This is a genomic window from Pseudomonas sp. UBA4617, from assembly GCF_002386445.1.
Taxonomy (GTDB): Bacteria; Pseudomonadota; Gammaproteobacteria; order Pseudomonadales; family Pseudomonadaceae; genus Aquipseudomonas.
Genome location: NZ_DGIR01000014.1, coordinates 160,344 through 177,287 on the forward strand (window position 1 = coordinate 160,344; position 16,944 = coordinate 177,287).

Annotated in this window: 14 protein-coding genes; 12 read left to right on the top strand and 2 right to left on the bottom strand. The window is 61.9% G+C overall.

What is annotated here, in order from left to right:
• Nucleotides 1-21 precede the first annotated feature (21 nt).
• Both B4L76_RS05375 and B4L76_RS05380 read left to right on the top strand, forming a co-directional pair.
• The gene (locus B4L76_RS05375; RefSeq protein ID WP_296231018.1) at nt 22-615 is read left to right on the top strand and encodes a biliverdin-producing heme oxygenase; all 594 of its coding nucleotides are present in this window, start codon (nt 22-24) and stop codon (nt 613-615) included.
• Nucleotides 616-671: 56 nt separating this feature from the next.
• Entirely contained in the window at nt 672-1,085 is a 414-nt protein-coding gene (locus B4L76_RS05380; protein ID WP_296231020.1) for a YbaN family protein, read from the top strand.
• Here B4L76_RS05380 and arcD (B4L76_RS05385) read toward each other — a convergent pair.
• Nucleotides 1,065-2,492, bottom strand: coding sequence for an arginine-ornithine antiporter (gene arcD, locus B4L76_RS05385; protein ID WP_296231021.1), 1,428 nt, complete (start codon nt 2,490-2,492; stop codon nt 1,065-1,067). The two genes, B4L76_RS05380 and arcD (B4L76_RS05385), sit on opposite strands and share 21 nt — an antisense overlap.
• Before the next feature lie 430 nt (nt 2,493-2,922).
• On the opposite strand from arcD (B4L76_RS05385), the gene arcD (B4L76_RS05390) reads away from it, so the two are divergent.
• The 6 genes from arcD (B4L76_RS05390) (at nt 2,923) to B4L76_RS05415 (ending at nt 9,744) form a co-directional block, all read left to right on the top strand.
• A complete protein-coding gene (gene arcD / locus B4L76_RS05390) occupies nt 2,923-4,350 on the top strand; it encodes an arginine-ornithine antiporter (protein WP_296231022.1) in 1,428 nt (475 codons plus the stop codon).
• Nucleotides 4,351-4,383: 33 nt separating this feature from the next.
• The gene (gene arcA, locus B4L76_RS05395) at nt 4,384-5,637 is read left to right on the top strand and encodes an arginine deiminase (RefSeq protein ID WP_296231025.1); all 1,254 of its coding nucleotides are present in this window, start codon (nt 4,384-4,386) and stop codon (nt 5,635-5,637) included.
• A 69-nt stretch (nt 5,638-5,706) separates the two neighbouring features.
• Nucleotides 5,707-6,717, top strand: coding sequence for an ornithine carbamoyltransferase (locus tag B4L76_RS05400; protein ID WP_296231026.1), 1,011 nt, complete (start codon nt 5,707-5,709; stop codon nt 6,715-6,717).
• An 84-nt stretch (nt 6,718-6,801) separates the two neighbouring features.
• Nucleotides 6,802-7,731, top strand: a complete 930-nt coding sequence (gene arcC, locus B4L76_RS05405; RefSeq protein ID WP_296231027.1) for a carbamate kinase — start codon at nt 6,802-6,804, stop codon at nt 7,729-7,731.
• 56 nt (nt 7,732-7,787) lie between these two features.
• Nucleotides 7,788-8,156, top strand: a complete 369-nt coding sequence (locus B4L76_RS05410) for a DUF5064 family protein (RefSeq protein WP_296231030.1) — start codon at nt 7,788-7,790, stop codon at nt 8,154-8,156.
• 79 nt (nt 8,157-8,235) lie between these two features.
• Nucleotides 8,236-9,744: a sigma-54-dependent transcriptional regulator gene (locus tag B4L76_RS05415; protein ID WP_296231033.1), complete on the top strand. Its 1,509-nt coding sequence runs from the start codon at nt 8,236-8,238 to the stop codon at nt 9,742-9,744.
• A gap of 65 nt (nt 9,745-9,809) precedes the next feature.
• Here B4L76_RS05415 and B4L76_RS05420 read toward each other — a convergent pair whose 3' ends face one another.
• Nucleotides 9,810-10,892 (bottom strand): CE1758 family FMN-dependent luciferase-like monooxygenase, encoded by a 1,083-nt coding sequence (locus tag B4L76_RS05420; protein WP_296231035.1) that lies wholly within the window; start codon nt 10,890-10,892, stop codon nt 9,810-9,812.
• Nucleotides 10,893-11,031: 139 nt separating this feature from the next.
• Between B4L76_RS05420 and B4L76_RS05425 the strand changes: the two genes are divergently transcribed.
• From B4L76_RS05425 to B4L76_RS05440, 4 genes are all read left to right on the top strand, one after another.
• A complete protein-coding gene (locus tag B4L76_RS05425; RefSeq protein ID WP_349679067.1) occupies nt 11,032-11,217 on the top strand; it encodes a tautomerase family protein in 186 nt (61 codons plus the stop codon).
• Nucleotides 11,218-11,466: 249 nt separating this feature from the next.
• Nucleotides 11,467-12,618: an acyl-CoA dehydrogenase family protein gene (locus B4L76_RS05430; RefSeq protein WP_296231036.1), complete on the top strand. Its 1,152-nt coding sequence runs from the start codon at nt 11,467-11,469 to the stop codon at nt 12,616-12,618.
• Between the two features lie 140 nt (nt 12,619-12,758).
• On the top strand, nt 12,759-13,844 hold the full coding sequence (locus B4L76_RS05435; RefSeq protein WP_296231037.1) for an efflux RND transporter periplasmic adaptor subunit: 1,086 nt from the start codon (nt 12,759-12,761) through the stop codon (nt 13,842-13,844).
• Nucleotides 13,845-13,853: 9 nt separating this feature from the next.
• Nucleotides 13,854-16,940: a MexW/MexI family multidrug efflux RND transporter permease subunit gene (locus B4L76_RS05440; RefSeq protein WP_296231039.1), complete on the top strand. Its 3,087-nt coding sequence runs from the start codon at nt 13,854-13,856 to the stop codon at nt 16,938-16,940.
• The last annotated feature ends 4 nt before the right edge of the window (nt 16,941-16,944 follow it).

Here is a 16,944-nt window from a genome sequence, read left to right on the forward strand (position 1 = left end):
CCCCGATTCCAAGGAATTCCCATGACCGACCGCCCCGCCCTGCGCTCCCAGCGCCTCAACCAGATCACCCATGCCCCGCACGCCGAGCTGGATGCGCTGGTGAAATCCCACGCGCCCTTTGACAGCCGCGAAAGCTTTGCCCGTTTCGTGGTCGCCCAATACCTGTTCCAGGCCGAGTTGCAGCCTTTGTACAACGACCCGCAACTGATCGCCATCGTCCCCGACCTGGCCGAGCGCTGCCGTGCCGAACAGGCCCGTCTGGACCTCGCCGACCTGGACACCGAAGTGCCGCCCGCGCTACCCGGTGCGCTGCTCAATCCAGGCCTGGGCGAGGCAATGGGCTGGATCTTCGTCTCCGAAGGCTCCAAACTGGGCGCGGCGTTTCTGATCAAGCGTGCCATGGCCTTGGGGCTGTCGGACAGTTTCGGTGCGCGCCACCTGGGCGAGCCGGCCGCTGGCCGGGCCGAAGGCTGGAAACAGTTCAACCGTATTGTTGATGGCCTGACATTGTCGGCCGACGACGAGGCTGCGGCCGAACGCGGCGCAGTGGCTGCCTTCGAGCGCTTCACCGAGCTGCTCAGGTACGCCTATGCTACGGATGCCGCGCTGGCTTGATACGCCATACCCGGCCACCCTGTCGGTGGCCGAACCGCTTTTTACGCAGTGAGACCATGACCCGACCCGCCCGCTCGAAACTTGCCCGCGTGCTGTATGCGATCCTGGCTTATGTCAGCCTGGGCGTGGGCCTGGTAGCGATTGTGATTCCCGGCCTGCCAACCACCGAGTTCATCCTGCTCGCCGCCTGGGCGGCTACCCGCAGTTCGCCACGCCTGTCGGCCTGGCTGGAGAACCACCGGCTGTTCGGACCGACCCTGTCCAACTGGCGCAATGGCAAGGTGATCCGGCGGCACGCGAAAGTCAGCGCGACACTCAGCATGTTGCTGTGCGCAGGGCTGATGCTGGCGCTTCTGGACCACCACTGGCCGGTGTACCTGGCCATCGCCGGCATGACCCTGGGCAACCTGTGGATCTGGTCACGCCCGGAACATCCTTGCCCTGCCCCATCACAGGCTCAGCAGCCCTGAATACAGGGCATAGGCAGCAAACGCGGCGCCTGCCAGCACGGCGGCGAAAATCAGTTTTTCCCAACGGGTGAACAAAGCCTGCCCCTGCTCATGCCTGGCCCTGGCAAACAGGATTACCCCGGGAGCATAGAGCAGCGCTGACAACAACAGGTACTTGAGGCCACCGGCGTAGAGCAGCCAGATGGCATACAGCAAGGCAACCAGCGCCACCAGCAGGTCCTTGCGACGCAGCGCCGGCTGCCCGGCATAGGTTTCCGCACGCACCGCCAGCAGTACGGCATAGGCCGCCGACCACAGGTACGGCACCAGGATCATCGAAGAAGCCAGGTAGATCAGGCTGGTGTAGGTACCGGCAGAGAACAACGTGATCAGCAGAAAACCCTGGATCATGCAGTTGGTCAGCCATAGGGCATTGGCCGGCACCTGGTTGGCGTTTTCCTTGGCCAGGAACCGCGGCATGGTCTTGTCCCGCGCGGTGGCGTAGAGAATTTCGGCACACAGCAGCGCCCAGGACAACAGGGCGCCGAGCAGCGAAACCGCCAGGCCGATGCTGATCAGCAGGGCTCCCCAAGGCCCGACGATATGCTCCAGCACCGAAGCCAGCGACGGGTTCTGCAGCCCGGCCAGCTCCGGCTGGGTCATCACCCCCAGCGACAGCACATTCACCAGCACCAGCAGCGCCAGCACCCCGAGAAAGCCGATCACCGTGGCCTTGCCCACATCCGAACGGCGCTGGGCACGGCCGGAATACACGCTGGCACCTTCAATACCAATGAACACGAACACGGTCACCAGCATCATGTTGCGCAGCTGCTCCAGCACGCTGCCGAACTGCGGGTTGCCCATGCCCCAGATGTCCCGGGTGAAGATATCGGCACGGAAGGCGAACGTCGCGATCACCACGAAGATCAGCAGCGGCACGACCTTGGCCACGGTGGTCACCTGGTTGATCAACGCCGCTTCCTTGATGCCACGCAGCACCAGGAAGTGCACAGCCCAGAGCAGCAGCGAGGCACAGCCGATGGCGATCGGCGTGTTACCCTCGCCAAACGCCGGGAAGTAGAAGCCCAAGGTGCTGAACAACAACACGAAATAGCCGACGTTGCCCAGCCAGGCGCTGATCCAGTAGCCCCAGGCTGAAGAGAACCCCATGTAGTCGCCAAACCCGGCCTTGGCATAGGCGTAAACCCCCGAGTCCAGCTCAGGCTTGCGGTTGGCCAGGGTCTGGAACACGAACGCCAGGGCCAGCATGCCGACCGCGGTGATGGCCCAGCCGATCAGCACCGCGCCCACCTCCGCACGCGCCGCCATGTTCTGCGGCAGCGAGAAAATACCGCCGCCAATCATCGAGCCGACCACCAACGCGATCAGCGCGCCCAGGCGCAGCTTCTGTCCCGGTTCGCTCATGCGCCTCCTTTTTTGCGCGCTGTAATAGGTTTGAAACAGCCACTCGGGCCATATAGATATTCGCTACTTATAATGATACTGCTAGCTTGCTATAGCACTCATAACTACTTTGGCTATAACACCTTCGAGATAAAGCTAGCAGCTGGAACGCAACTAGCAAAGCAACTGGATAAAACAGGAATTCCAGGAAAAATTTGCGAATGCGGCAAAAGCGGCTAGCTTCAAGCATCGCAGGCTGAACAGAGCGTTTACTCTAGAGGGACATGGAGGTGCCAGCGTGCAAGGCCTGCAGCACAAGCGGTCGGCACTCTCCAGGAGCAACGTGAAGGAAATTTCCCACTTCACGTCGCCATGAACTGATCCAAGTCAGCGCATGGCAGCGGCGACGGTTTTACCCTGTCGTCAACTTTCTCCTGGCAGGAGTTGTTAAATGTCTGATGCATCCGGAAAATTAAAACTCGGCGCGTTAGTTGCACTCGTCGTCGGCTCGATGATTGGCGGCGGTATTTTCTCGCTGCCACAAAACATGGCGGCCAGCGCGGGCGTCGGCGCAGTCCTGATCGGCTGGGCCATCACCGCAGTCGGCATGCTGACCCTGGCGTTCGTGTTCCAGACCCTGGCCAACCGCAAGCCTGACCTGGATGGCGGGGTGTATGCCTATGCCAAGGCCGGCTTTGGCGACTACATGGGTTTCTCTTCGGCCTGGGGCTACTGGATCAGCGCCTGGCTGGGCAACGTCGGCTACTTCGTACTGCTGTTCAGCACCTTGGGCTACTTCTTCCCGATTTTCGGCGAAGGCAACACCCCGGCCGCCATCATTGGCGCCTCGGTGCTGCTGTGGGCGGTGCACTTCCTGGTGCTGCGCGGCATCAAGGAAGCGGCGTTCATCAACCTGATCACCACCGTGGCCAAGGTAGTACCGCTGGGGCTGTTCGCCCTGATCTGTCTGTTCGCATTCAAGCTCGACATCTTCACCGCCGACATCTGGGGCCTGGGCACGCCCGAGTTGGGCAGCGTGATGAACCAGGTGCGCAACATGATGTTGGTCACCGTGTGGGTGTTCATCGGTATCGAGGGCGCGAGCATTTTCTCGTCGCGGGCGGAAAAGCGTTCCGACGTGGGCAAGGCCACGGTCATCGGCTTCGTCACCGTGCTGCTGTTCCTGGTATTGGTCAACGTGCTGTCGCTGGGCATCATGACCCAACCGGAACTGGCCAAGCTGCAGAACCCGTCGATGGCTGCCGTGCTTGAACACGTGGTCGGCCACTGGGGCGCGGTGCTGATCAGCGTCGGCCTGATCATCTCGCTGCTCGGGGCCTTGTTGTCGTGGGTGCTGCTGTGCGCCGAGATCATGTTCGCTGCGGCCAAGGATCACACCATGCCGGAGTTCCTGCGCCGCGAAAACGCCAACCAGGTGCCGGCCAACGCCCTGTGGCTGACCAACGCCATGGTGCAGATCTTCCTCGTGATCACGCTGTTCTCAAGCAGTACCTACCTGTCGTTGATCTACCTCGCCACGTCCATGATCCTGGTGCCGTACCTGTGGTCGGCGGCCTATGCCTTCCTGCTCGCGCTGCGCAGCGAAACCTACGAACAGGCCCTGGCCGAACGCAGGAAGGATCTGTTCATCGGTGCCATCGCCCTGCTGTACGCCATCTGGCTGCTGTACGCCGGCGGCGTGAAATACCTGCTGCTCTCGGCCCTGCTCTACGCCCCTGGCGTGATCCTGTTCGCCAAGGCCAAGCATGAGGTGGGCCAACCTGTCTTCACCACCGTGGAGAAACTGATCTTCGCAGCCGTGGTCATCGGTGCCCTGGTGGCAGCCTTCGGCCTGTACGACGGCTTCCTGACCCTTTGACCCACGTCTTCGCTCAATTGGAGGAATGAAACCATGTCCGCTGAAAAACAGAAGTACGGTGTCCACTCCGAAGCCGGCAAACTGCGCAAAGTGATGGTTTGCTCGCCGGGCCTGGCGCACAAGCGCCTGACGCCGAGCAACTGTGACGAGCTGCTGTTCGACGATGTGATCTGGGTCGACCAGGCCAAGCGTGACCATTTCGACTTCGTCACCAAGATGCGCGAACGTGGCGTGGACGTGCTGGAAATGCACAACCTGCTGACCGACATCGTCCAGCAACCCGAAGCGCTGAAGTGGATTCTCGACCGCAAGATCACCCCAGACACCGTCGGTGTCGGCCTGACCAACGAAGTGCGCAGCTGGCTCGAGGGCCTCGAACCGCGCCACCTGGCCGAGTTCCTGATTGGCGGCGTCGCCGGGCAGGATCTGCCGCAAAGCGAAGGTGCCGATGTGGTCAAGATGTACAACGACTACCTGGGCCACTCCAGCTTCATCCTGCCACCGCTACCGAACACCCAGTTCACCCGTGACACCACCTGCTGGATCTACGGCGGCGTGACCTTGAACCCGATGTACTGGCCGGCGCGACGTCAGGAAACCCTGCTGACCACCGCCATCTACAAGTTCCACCCACAGTTCACCAACGCCGACTTCCAGGTCTGGTACGGCGACCCGGACAAGGAACACGGCCAGTCCACCCTCGAAGGCGGCGACGTCATGCCGATCGGCAAGGGCATCGTGCTGATCGGCATGGGCGAGCGCACCTCGCGCCAGGCTATCGGCCAGTTGGCACAGAACCTGTTCGCCAAGGGCGCGGTGGAAAAGGTCATTGTTGCCGGCCTGCCGAAATCGCGTGCCGCCATGCACCTGGATACCGTATTCAGCTTCTGCGACCGCGACCTGGTCACGGTCTTCCCGGAAGTCGTCAAGGAAATCGTGCCATTCATCATCCGCCCGGACGAGAGCAAGCCGTACGGCATGGACGTGCGCCGCGAACACAAGTCGTTCATCGAAGTGGTAGGCGAGCAACTGGGCGTCAAGCTGCGCGTGGTTGAAACCGGCGGCAACAGCTTCGCCGCCGAGCGTGAGCAATGGGACGACGGCAACAACGTGGTGGCCATCGAGCCGGGCGTGGTCATTGGCTACGACCGCAACACCTACACCAATACCCTGCTGCGCAAGGCCGGGGTCGAAGTCATCACCATCAGTGCCGGTGAGCTGGGCCGGGGCCGTGGCGGCGGCCACTGCATGACCTGCCCGATCGTGCGCGACCCCATCGACTACTAACGACCATCACCCCCGGCCGCCCACACCCAGCGGCGGCCGGTGCGTTCACCAAACTCAAGGAGATACGTCATGGCGTTCAACATTCACAACCGCAACCTGCTCAGCCTGGAACACCACACCACCCGTGAGCTGCGCTACCTGCTGGATCTGTCCCGCGACCTCAAGCGCGCCAAATACACCGGCACCGAGCAACAGCACCTGAAGGGCAACAACATCGCCCTGATCTTCGAAAAAACCTCCACCCGTACCCGCTGCGCCTTTGAAGTGGCCGCCTACGACCAGGGTGCCAACGTCACCTACATCGACCCCAACTCATCGCAGATCGGCCACAAGGAAAGCATGAAGGACACCGCCCGCGTGCTTGGGCGCATGTACGATGCCATCGAGTACCGTGGCTTCAAGCAGGAAATCGTCGAAGAGCTGGCCAAGTACGCTGGCGTGCCGGTGTTCAACGGCCTGACCGACGAATACCACCCGACCCAGATGATCGCCGACGTGCTGACCATGCGCGAGCACAGCGACAAGCCGCTGCATGACATCAGCTACGCCTACCTGGGCGATGCCCGCAACAACATGGGCAACTCGCTGCTGCTGATCGGTGCCAAGCTCGGTATGGACGTGCGCATCGCCGCACCCAAGGCGCTGTGGCCGCATGACGACCTGGTCGAGCGTTGCCGCAAGTACGCCGAGGAAAGCGGCGCGCGCATCACTCTCACCGAAGATCCGGTTGCCGCAGTCAAGGGGGTGGACTTCGTGCACACCGACGTCTGGGTATCGATGGGCGAGCCGATCGAAGCCTGGGGCGAGCGCATCAAGCTGCTCAAGCCGTACCAGGTCAACGCCCAGTTGATGAAGTCCACCGGCAACCCGCGGACCAAGTTCATGCACTGCCTGCCGGCGTTCCACAATTCCGAAACCAAAGTGGGCAAGCAAATTGCCGAACAGTACCCGGACCTGGCCAACGGTATCGAAGTGACCGACGACGTGTTCGAATCGCCGGCCTGCATCGCCTTCGAGCAGGCGGAAAACCGCATGCACACGATCAAGGCGATCCTGGTATCGACCCTGGCTGATCTCTGACAACCACCTCGCCCCTGTGGGGAGCTGGCAAGCCAGCTCCCACACCGGATCGAGGCGCCCCCCTATCCGCAAAGGACATTCCCCATGCGTATCGTTGTTGCATTGGGCGGCAACGCCCTGCTGCGTCGCGGCGAGCCCATGACCGCTGAGAACCAGCGCGCCAATATCCGCACCGCCACCGAGCAGATCGCCAAGATCCACCCTGGCAACGAGCTGGTCATCGCCCACGGCAACGGCCCGCAGGTCGGCCTGTTGTCGCTGCAGGGCCTCTCCTACAAGCCCGACGAGGCGTACCCGCTGGACGTGCTCGGTGCCGAGACCGAGGGCATGATCGGTTACATGATCGAGCAGGAACTGGGCAACCTGCTGGCCTTCGAAGTGCCGTTCGCCACCCTGCTGACCCAGGTGGAGGTGGACGCCAACGACCCCGCCTTCAAGGACCCGACCAAGTTCATCGGCCCGGTCTATGCCAAGGAAGAGGCCGAGCGTCTGGCCAAGGAAAAAGGCTGGGTGGTCAAGGCCGACGGCGACAAGTACCGCCGCGTGGTGGCCAGCCCGAAACCCAAGCGCATCTTCGAGATTCGCCCGATCAAGTGGCTGCTGGAAAAAAACAGCATCGTGATCTGCGCGGGCGGTGGCGGCATCCCGACCATGTACGACGAAAACCGCAAGCTCAAGGGCATCGAGGCGGTGATCGACAAGGACCTGTGCTCGGCCCTGCTGGCCGAGCAGCTGGATGCCGACCTGCTGATCATCGCTACCGACGTCGATGCCGCCTACATCGACTGGGGCAAACCCTCGCAGAAGGCCATCGCCCAGGCCCACCCCGACGAACTCGAACGCCTTGGCTTCGCCGCCGGCTCCATGGGGCCGAAGGTGCAGGCCGCCTGTGATTTTGCCCGCCACACCGGCAAGGTGGCGGTGATCAGTTCGCTGGAGAACATCGAAGACATCGTCAAAGGCACCGCCGGTACACGGGTTTCCACCGCGAAGCCGGGTATCAGCTACCGTTGAATGCAGTGGGCGGGCGCTGGATGCCCGCCATTTTCGATCTTCCAGAGGAACCTGCCATGGCCCAGTACCACCCCGGTCGTGTACACATCGAGCGCACCGCGCTGAACCAGAATGACCACAGCTATGACCTGAACATCGAATACGAGGCAGTGTCGGACCCCAAGGAAGGCCGAGGCATCGAGTTCAAGATGCATGGCAGCATCGAAGGCAAGACAGTCGATGAAAGATTCTTCCTGGCAAAGGACCAGGTACTACCCAGCTTTCTCATGCTTCTGAGCCGCAAGGCCCAGTCCTACCTGCCACCGTCCAAAAAATTTGAAAATCTGGGTTCGCCGCACAAGCTCTATGACCACATGTTCGCGGACATTCGCGAAAAACTCGATGTGAAGTCGGGCGACCCGATCAAGCCTGAACATCTGGAGTGATGTCATTCCGGGGCCGCTCTGCGGCCCCGGCGATGTTAGGGCATACTACCCCCCTCCCCAGCCACCACCGCAGCTCCCCATGCGCATCCACGTCAGCTTCATCGACCGCGTCGGCATCACCCAGGAAGTACTCGCCCTGCTCGGTGCCCGCAACCTCAACCTGGACGCCGTGGAGATGGTCCCGCCGAACGTCTACATCGACGCCCCCACCCTCAGCCCCGCCGTACTCGAAGAACTGCACGACGCACTGTTCGAGGTCCAGGGCGTGCAGTCGGTGGATGTGGTCGACATTCTCCCAGGGCAACGCCGCCACCTGCAGCTCGATGCCCTGCTGGCGGCGATGAGCGACCCGGTACTGGCAGTGGACAGTGCCGGCAAGGTGCTGCTGGCCAACCCGGCGCTGATCGAATTGTGCGGCCGCGAATCCGCAGGGCGTTCGGTGGATGAGCTGTTCGGCGACCCGGCACTGCTGCAGGCGCTGCAGGACAACAACTTCCACCTGCCCATGCGCGAGATGCAGCTCAACGGCCAGAGCCTGCTGCTGGACGCCACGCCGATCACCAACGCCGGGGGCCTGCTGACGCTGTACCCGCCCACGCGCATGGGTGAACGCCTGTCGGCCCTGCACCACGACCATGCCGAGGGCTTCGATGCGTTGCTTGGCGAATCGTCGGCGATCCGCACCCTGAAGGCCCGTGCCTTGCGCGTGGCGACGCTCGATGCGCCGCTGTTGGTGCACGGCGAAACCGGCACCGGCAAAGAGCTGGTAGCCCGCGCCTGCCACGCCATCAGCAGTCGCCACGCGGCGCCTTTCCTGGCGCTGAACTGTGCCGCGCTGCCCGAAAGCCTGGCCGAGAGCGAACTGTTCGGCTATGCCCCGGGCGCCTTCACCGGCGCGCAACGAGGGGGCAAGCCCGGGCTGATGGAGCTGGCCAACCAGGGCACGGTGTTTCTCGATGAAATCGGCGAGATGTCGCCGTACCTGCAGGCCAAGCTGCTGCGTTTTCTCAGCGATGGCAGTTTCCGCCGGGTGGGCGGCGACCGTGAAGTGAAGGTGGACGTACGCATCATCAGCGCCACCCACCGTGACCTGGAACGCATGGTCGCCGAAGGCAGCTTCCGCGAAGACCTGTTCTACCGCCTCAACGTGCTCAACCTGCAGGTGCCACCGCTGCGCGACCGTGGCCAGGATATCCTGATGCTGGCGCATTTCTTCATGCAGCAGGCCTGCACGCAGATCCAGCGCCCGCCCTGCCGGCTGACCCCGGCCACCCATTCCGCATTGCTGGCCAACCCTTGGCCAGGCAATGTGCGCCAGCTGCAGAACGTGATCTTCCGCGCTGCGGCCATCTGCGAGGGCAACCTGGTGGATATCGGTGACCTGGACATCGCCGGCACCTCGGTCGCCCGCGGACAGGATGGCGAAGTGGCGAGCCTGGAACAGGCCGTGGCCGATTTCGAGCGCGAGTTGTTGCAACGCCTGTACGCCAGCTACCCATCGACGCGACAACTGGCCGGGCGCCTGCAAACCTCACATACCGCCATTGCCCAGCGCCTGCGTAAATATGGAATACCGGGCAACGCTTGATCGAATGCTTTTCTGCCCTTTCCCATGGCGCAAGGCTGCTCTCGCCGAAGCCGCAACGGCAAGCACTACTGGGGCGCGGTCGTGCTTGCCAGGCGCCCCGCATGAGTCGGCGCCGGGGCTGCTCTGGAGTCCCGTGCCCTGGCTGTTTCACGGCGCAGCACCGGAAGGATCTCGCTACCGAAAAGCTCAAGCATGTCCAGCACCTCGGGCAGTGGAATACCGGCATGGTCGAACAGGAACAGTTGCCGTTGGTAATCGCCGAACTGCTCGCGGAAAGTCAAGGTCTTGTCGATGATCTCCTGAGGGCTGCCGACCGACAATGGCGTCTGTTCCATGAATTCTTCCAGCGATGGACCGTGGCCATACACCGGTGCGTTGTCGAAGAACGGACGAAAACGCTCGCGTGCGACCTGGGACTGACGGTTGACGAAGATGTGCCCCCCGAGGCCGACGATAGCGTCCTGCTCCGTACCGTGGCCGTGGTAGGCGTAGCGCGAGCGGTAGAACGCGACCAGGCGTTGGAAATGACCTTTTGGCCAGAGGATATGGCTGGCAAAAAAGCCGTCCCCATAGCGCGCCGCCTGTTCTGCGATTTCCGGTGTGCGAATCGAACCATGCCAGACGAACGGCGGCAGCCCATCCAGTGGGCGGGGAATGGACGTGAAACGACGAAGCGGTGCGCGAAAACGCCCTTCCCAGTCAATTTCTTCCTCGCGCCATAGGCGGTGCAGCAGGTCGTAGTTCTCCAGCGCCAGCGGCAGCGCCTGCATGATGTCCTTGTCGAACCAGGGGTAGACCTGCGCCGTGTTGCCGCGCCCCAGCATCAGGTCCATGCGCCCGCCCGAGAGATGCTGCAGCACGGCATATTCCTCTGCCAGGCGCACCGGGTCGTTGGTGGTGATCAGCGTGGTCGAGGTGGAAAGGATCAGCCGCGAAGTCTGCGCGGCAATGAAGGCCAGAAGCGTGGTGGGCGACGACGTCACGAATGGCGGGTTATGGTGCTCCCCTGTCGCGAACACGTCCAGGCCGATCTCTTCGGCCTTGAGTGCTATGCGGACCATGGCCTGCAGCCTTTCAGCCTCGCTCGGGGTACGACCGGTGCTGGGGTCGCGGGTCACATCGCCGACACTGTAGATTCCGAATTGCATCCTTGCCTCCAGGGCTAACGTTTTTTTTGATTGTACGCATGTACGCGAACTGTTCAACTCCTTTTCCCGGGCGTATGATCATCACGTCGCCGGCGCCTCGCCGCGACACTCATGGATAGCCGGACAAAGGAGATACGTCATGCCAGAGGTCATTGTTTACGCAACCGCAGGCCGTTCCGAACAGCAGAAGAAGCATCTGCTGCGCTCGGTGACCGAGGCCGTCGCGAGCAGCTTCGAGATAGCCCGCGAGCACGTGGTAGTGCAGATCGTGGAAGCACCACCTGGCGACAAGGCCAAGGGCGGAATCCCTTTCGACGAGCGCTGAAGCCTGCCACAGGCACGGTGCATTGCACCGTGCCCTTTCTATGCAAAGCCTTACATATATTCGCCAATTGCCTGCGTGAACCGACGGTTCACCGTGTTCTGCGCCTCGATCACACCAATGTCATTCGAAAACGCCGTTTACAGAAGGACTGTACGAAAGACTTGCAACAGTACGACTGTATGCGTACATTGGCCTTGTTCGATGTCGATACGGACCCAAGGTTTCATCCCTCACAGCAAGGAGCTGAACATGAAGACATTGATGCAGTGGCGTGACCTGCCTGCCGAGGCAGAAGAATGGATGGCGCGTATCGAAGCGGTCCGGCCGCTGATTCTGCAGCACCGTGATTACGCCGAAGTGCAAGGTGAAACCCACCCCGAGGTGATGGCCGAGCTGTTCAAGCTGGGCTTTTCCCGCCTGTGCGTCAGCAAGGCGTTTGGTGGCCAGCAGCTGGACATGCGCGTCATCTCGCAAATTATCCAGCGTCTTGCTGCAATTGACGCCTCGGTCTCGTGGCAGGTCATGGTGCAGGTCGCCATGGGGCGGCTCGCCGATTACCTGCCAGAGCAGGCGGCTCGTGAAATCTACAGTTCCTGCAATGGCTTCGTCGTCGGTGCGATCCATTCCGGTGGCGAGGCGATCGCGGTGGACGGTGGTTACCGGGTCAGCGGCAAGTGGGGTTTTGCCAGCGGTTCGGCACATGCTGACTGGTTAGTGTGCACGGCAACACTCCACCAGGAAGTTGCCGATGGCACGGAGCCCCAGGTGCGCATGTTCTTCGTACCACGCAGCGACTGCCGCATCATCAAGACCTGGGACGTACTGGGCATGCGGGGAACGGGCAGCAATCATTTCGAATGCAGCAATGTCTGGGTTCCGGCCCACTACTGCGTCAACACCGAGGCACTGAGAAAGGCGCCAGCGCCTCGTGACTCCCTGGCCTACAAGGTGGGGTACTACGACTTCGGCACGATCGCCGCGATGGGCACCGTGCTTGGCGTGGCCAAGGCCGCCCTGGCGTATTTCCGTGACGAGCGCACCCTGCCGGGCGATGAAGGCGTGGCGGCACTGACCAGCGAGAAGACCGGTATCGTGCTGGCGCAGCTGCACACCGCGCAACTGTTGCTAGAGGATGCCATCACACAGGCCGAGCAGGCTGATGGTGATGGCCTCAACGTCCGCGTCGCACTGGCCGGATCGCTCCTCAACGAGTACGCCGTCAATGCGGTGAACCAACTGCACGGGCTGACCGGCTCCAAGGCGGTCTACAAAGCATGCGAACTGGAACGCTGCCTTCGCGACATCCATGTCGGTTCCAAGCATTTTGTCCTCTCGCCGTTGAACCTCTTCGGCCTGGGCAAGCTGTATCTGGGCAAGGCACAGACCAGCAAGATCTATTGATCGCGACCGTGGTCGCGAATTACTGACAGTCAGTCAAGCAGCTCCCGGCCAGGCCGGCCGGGCCAGGACTGATGCAGGTTGGAGTTTCTTGAATGTTGAATTTCCAGGAGGTCGCCGTCCCAGGCGACAGGGGGTAAGTCATGCGTGCGAAACACTATCTCGGAAAGGTAACGGCATCGGTGGTGACACTTGCCGTACTGGGAGGCTTCACGCTGCGCTACATGGCTCATGGAGAAGAGCCGGCGCCTGCCCCCGTACTGGTACCGGCGGCACTGGCGCAGGTCAAACAGGTGCCTTACACCTATTATCAGGTCGCCATCGGTCAGATCGAAGCGAGCCAGCAGGTGCTGTTGACGGCGGAAGTCAGTGGCCAGGTGGTCGCGCTGGCCTTCGACTCGGGTGACAAGGTCAAGGCCGGCAATGTGGTGGTCAAGCTCAATACATCGCCCGAAGAGGGTGAACTGACCCGTTTGCGCGGCGAATTCGATGCCGCCAGAACCCATTACACCCGTCTGCAGACTCTGGCGCGAAACGGCGCCGAGAGCCAGCGGGCACTGGACAGCGCCCGTGCCCAGTTCGATGCCGCCAAAGGCAACCTGGAGAACATGCAGGCCCAGATCGCGCAGAAGACCATCCGTGCACCGTTTTCCGGGGAGCTGGGCATCCGCCAGGTTCACCTGGGCGATTACGTGCAGGCGGGCCGGCCACTGGCCACGCTGACCGATCTTGACCGGCTGCGGGTCAACTTCACCGTCTCCGAGCGTGACAGCGCCAGTATCGTCAAGGGCCAGCATGTGGAAGTGACCGTCGATGCATGGGGCGACGAGAAGTTCGAAGGGGTTATCGGCGCCATCGATCCGCAGGTCAACAATTCCCATGTCATTCGGGTTCAGGCCTTGCTCGACAAGCATCAGGACAAACTGCGGCCCGGCATGTACGCCAAGGTGAAAGTGCAGTTGCCAGGCAAGGACGAGCTGGTCATTCCCGAGACCGCGATTACCTACAACGCCTATGGCGAAAGCGTGTTCGTCACCTACACCGAAGACGGCCTGAAGAAGGTGCGACGCAAGAACATCAGCATCGGCGAGCGCAGGGATGGCCTGGCGGTAGTGCTCAAGGGGCTGCAGGCCGGTGACGAGGTGGTGACCTCCGGGCAAATCAAACTGCAGGACGGTGTCGCTATCGAGCCGGTAACCGACACCGTGCGCCTGAACGTCCAGCGCTGAGGAACGACCATGCACTTCACTGATGTTTTCCTGCGCCGGCCGGTCCTGGCCCTGGTGGTCAGCACGCTGATCCTGCTGTTCGGGATCATGGCTTTCAACAAGCTTCCGGTACGTCAGTACCCGATGCTGGAAACCTCCACTATCACCATCACGACCCAGTATCCAGGCGCCTCGTCGGAACTGATGCAGGGTTTCGTGACACAGCCGATCAGTCAGGCCGTGGCCTCGGTCGAGGGTATCGACTACCTGTCGTCCACTTCGACCCAGGGCAAGAGCCTGGTGACTGTGCGCATGCAGCTCAACAGCAACTCGATCAACGCGCTGACCGAGGTGATGGCCAAGGTCAACCAGATCCGCTACAAGCTGCCCGAAGAAGCCTATGACCCCGTGATCGAGCGTACCTCGGGCGGTTTCACCAGCGTCGCCTACGTGGCGTTTTCCAGCGAACAACTGTCCATGCCCGAGGTGGCCGACTACATTTCGCGAGTAGTCGAGCCGATGTTCTCGGGTATCGATGGGGTGGCCAAGATCAATGTACTGGGTGGGCAAACCCTGTCCATGCGCCTGTGGCTCGACCCCGATCTGCTGGCGGGCTATGGCATCACCGGCCAGGACGTGGCTGACGCGATCCGGGAAAACAACTTCCAGGCCGCTCCAGGTCAGGTCAAGGGCCTGTACGTGGTCAGCAACCTGCGGGTCAACACCGATCTGACCAGCGTCGACGACTTCAAGAACATGGTCCTGCGCAACGACAATGGCAACCTCATTCGTGTGCGGGACGTCGGCACCGTCGAGCTCAACGCAGCCTCGTTCGACACCAGCGGCGCCATGAGCGCGGTGCCGGCCATGTTCCTGGGTCTCGATGCGGCGCCTACTGGCAACCCGCTGACCATCGTCAATGCGGTCAAGGCCCTGATCCCCGAGATCGAGAAGACCCTGCCGCCAGGCGTCAAGGTGCAGATCCCGTTCGAGGTGGCTCACTTCATCCAGTCGTCCATCGACGAGGTCACCCATACCCTGATCGAAGCGCTGGTCATCGTCGTCCTGGTCATCTACCTGTGCCTGGGCACTTTCCGCACGGTGCTGATCCCTCTGGTAACCATTCCGTTGTCGATGCTCGGTGCCGCCGTGCTGATGCAGATGTTCGGCTTCAGCCTGAACCTGCTGACGCTGCTGGCAATGGTGCTGGCCATCGGTCTGGTGGTGGATGACGCCATCGTCGTGGTGGAGAACGTCCACCGCCACATCGAGGAGGGCAAGACACCCTTCGAGGCGGCTTTGCTCGGTGCCCGCGAGGTGGCCGGCCCGGTGGTGGCGATGACATTCACCCTGGCTGCGGTATATGCCCCGATCGGCCTCATGGGCGGCTTGACCGGAACACTGTTCAAGGAGTTCGCGCTGACCCTCGCCGGCTCGGTGGTGGTGTCCGGTATCGTAGCGCTCACACTGTCCCCGATCATGAGTACCCGTCTGCTCGATTCCAAGTCGAGCGAAGGCTACATGGCGCACAAGGCAGAAACGTTCTTCAACTGGCTGGCTGACCGCTACGGCAAGTTGCTGGGAATGTCGTTATCCCGCCGCTGGATCAGCCTGGCCATCGCCTTGGTGATCTTTTTCAGCCTGCCGGTGCTGTACAAGTCGGCGCAGAGCGAACTGGCACCGATGGAGGACCAGAATATCCTGCTGACCGCCATCAAGGCGCCGCAACATGCCAACATCAACTACGTCGAAGCGTTCTCCCGAAAGCTCCACGAGGTATTCCAGGAATTCCCCGAAGGCTACAGCGATTGGGTGGCCAACGGCACCGACGGTATTTCCAACAGCGTTGGCGGCATCAACCTGGTGGACTGGCAGCAACGCGAACGCAGCGCCAACCAGATCCAGCCATTGCTGCAGCAGCGGGTTAGCCAGATCGAGGGCACCAGCATCTTCGTCTTCCAGATGCCGCCGCTACCGGGATCCACGGGCGGCCTTCCCGTGCAGATGGTCGTGCGCAGTGATCAGGACTACCAGTCGTTGTTCGAGGTAATGGACAAGCTCAAGAGCAGCGCCCGCAGCAGCGGCCTGTTCGCGGTGGTCGACAGCGACCTGGACTTCAACAACCCGGTGGTCGAGGTGCAGGTCGACAGGGCGAAGGCCAACGCCATGGGTATCCGCATGAGCGATATCGGCAAGACCCTCAACAGCCTGATCGGCGAGAAATACATCAACCGTTTTGCCTACCATGGCCGTTCCTATGATGTGATTCCGCAAGCGCTACCGCAGGACCGCCTGACGCCAGAGGCGCTCAACCGCTACTACGTCAAGGATCAGCACGGCAACCTGGTACCACTTTCCACCCTGGCCACGATCAAGGTGAAGGTCGAGCCCAACCTGCGCCCTCAGTTCAACCAGCAGAACGCCGCGACATTGCAGGCAATTCCGATGCCTGGCGTGACGCTGGGCGACGCCGTGGCCTTCCTCAGCGAGCAGGCCAGGGGGTTCCCGGCTGGCTACACCTATGACTGGCAGTCCGACACCCGGCAATACGTGCAGGAAGGCAACACCTTGATGCTGACCTTCGCCTTCGCCCTGGTGATCATCTACCTGGTGCTGGCTGTCCAGTACGAGAGCTTCATCGATCCGTTCATCATCCTGATCAGCGTACCGTTGTCGATCTGTGGGGCACTGTTGCCGCTGGCGCTGGGCTACACCTCGCTGAACATCTATACCCAGATCGGCCTGATCACGCTGATCGGCCTGATCAGCAAACATGGCATCCTCATGGTGGCGTTTGCCAACGAACTGCAGCTACACCACGGCATGGGCAAGCTGGAAGCCATCCGCCATGCGGCCGAGGTGCGCCTGCGACCGATCCTGATGACCACCGCCGCCATGGTAGTGGGCCTCGCTCCGCTGATCTTCGCGACCGGCGCGGGCGCCAACAGCCGCTTCGGTCTGGGCCTGGTCATTGTCGTGGGCATGTTGATCGGCACATTGTTCACCCTGTTCATCCTGCCAACGGTCTACAGCTTGCTCAGTTCCGCCAGGCAGCCCAAGGCGCTGCCCGTCACGGCTGACGACAGCCAGGCCATCGATGCCGCGGCGCGAGGATAATCCC

What these genes read in the sequence shown, in the direction of transcription:
- B4L76_RS05375 (WP_296231018.1), top strand. Translation starts at nt 22, where the DNA reads ATGACCGACCGCCCCGCCCTGCGCTCCCAGCGCCTCAACCAGATCACC.
- B4L76_RS05380 (WP_296231020.1), top strand. Translation starts at nt 672, where the DNA reads ATGACCCGACCCGCCCGCTCGAAACTTGCCCGCGTGCTGTATGCGATC.
- arcD (WP_296231021.1), bottom strand. Translation starts at nt 2,492, where the DNA reads ATGAGCGAACCGGGACAGAAGCTGCGCCTGGGCGCGCTGATCGCGTTG.
- arcD (WP_296231022.1), top strand. Translation starts at nt 2,923, where the DNA reads ATGTCTGATGCATCCGGAAAATTAAAACTCGGCGCGTTAGTTGCACTC.
- arcA (WP_296231025.1), top strand. Translation starts at nt 4,384, where the DNA reads ATGTCCGCTGAAAAACAGAAGTACGGTGTCCACTCCGAAGCCGGCAAA.
- B4L76_RS05400 (WP_296231026.1), top strand. Translation starts at nt 5,707, where the DNA reads ATGGCGTTCAACATTCACAACCGCAACCTGCTCAGCCTGGAACACCAC.
- arcC (WP_296231027.1), top strand. Translation starts at nt 6,802, where the DNA reads ATGCGTATCGTTGTTGCATTGGGCGGCAACGCCCTGCTGCGTCGCGGC.
- B4L76_RS05410 (WP_296231030.1), top strand. Translation starts at nt 7,788, where the DNA reads ATGGCCCAGTACCACCCCGGTCGTGTACACATCGAGCGCACCGCGCTG.
- B4L76_RS05415 (WP_296231033.1), top strand. Translation starts at nt 8,236, where the DNA reads ATGCGCATCCACGTCAGCTTCATCGACCGCGTCGGCATCACCCAGGAA.
- B4L76_RS05420 (WP_296231035.1), bottom strand. Translation starts at nt 10,892, where the DNA reads ATGCAATTCGGAATCTACAGTGTCGGCGATGTGACCCGCGACCCCAGC.
- B4L76_RS05425 (WP_349679067.1), top strand. Translation starts at nt 11,032, where the DNA reads ATGCCAGAGGTCATTGTTTACGCAACCGCAGGCCGTTCCGAACAGCAG.
- B4L76_RS05430 (WP_296231036.1), top strand. Translation starts at nt 11,467, where the DNA reads ATGAAGACATTGATGCAGTGGCGTGACCTGCCTGCCGAGGCAGAAGAA.
- B4L76_RS05435 (WP_296231037.1), top strand. Translation starts at nt 12,759, where the DNA reads ATGCGTGCGAAACACTATCTCGGAAAGGTAACGGCATCGGTGGTGACA.
- B4L76_RS05440 (WP_296231039.1), top strand. Translation starts at nt 13,854, where the DNA reads ATGCACTTCACTGATGTTTTCCTGCGCCGGCCGGTCCTGGCCCTGGTG.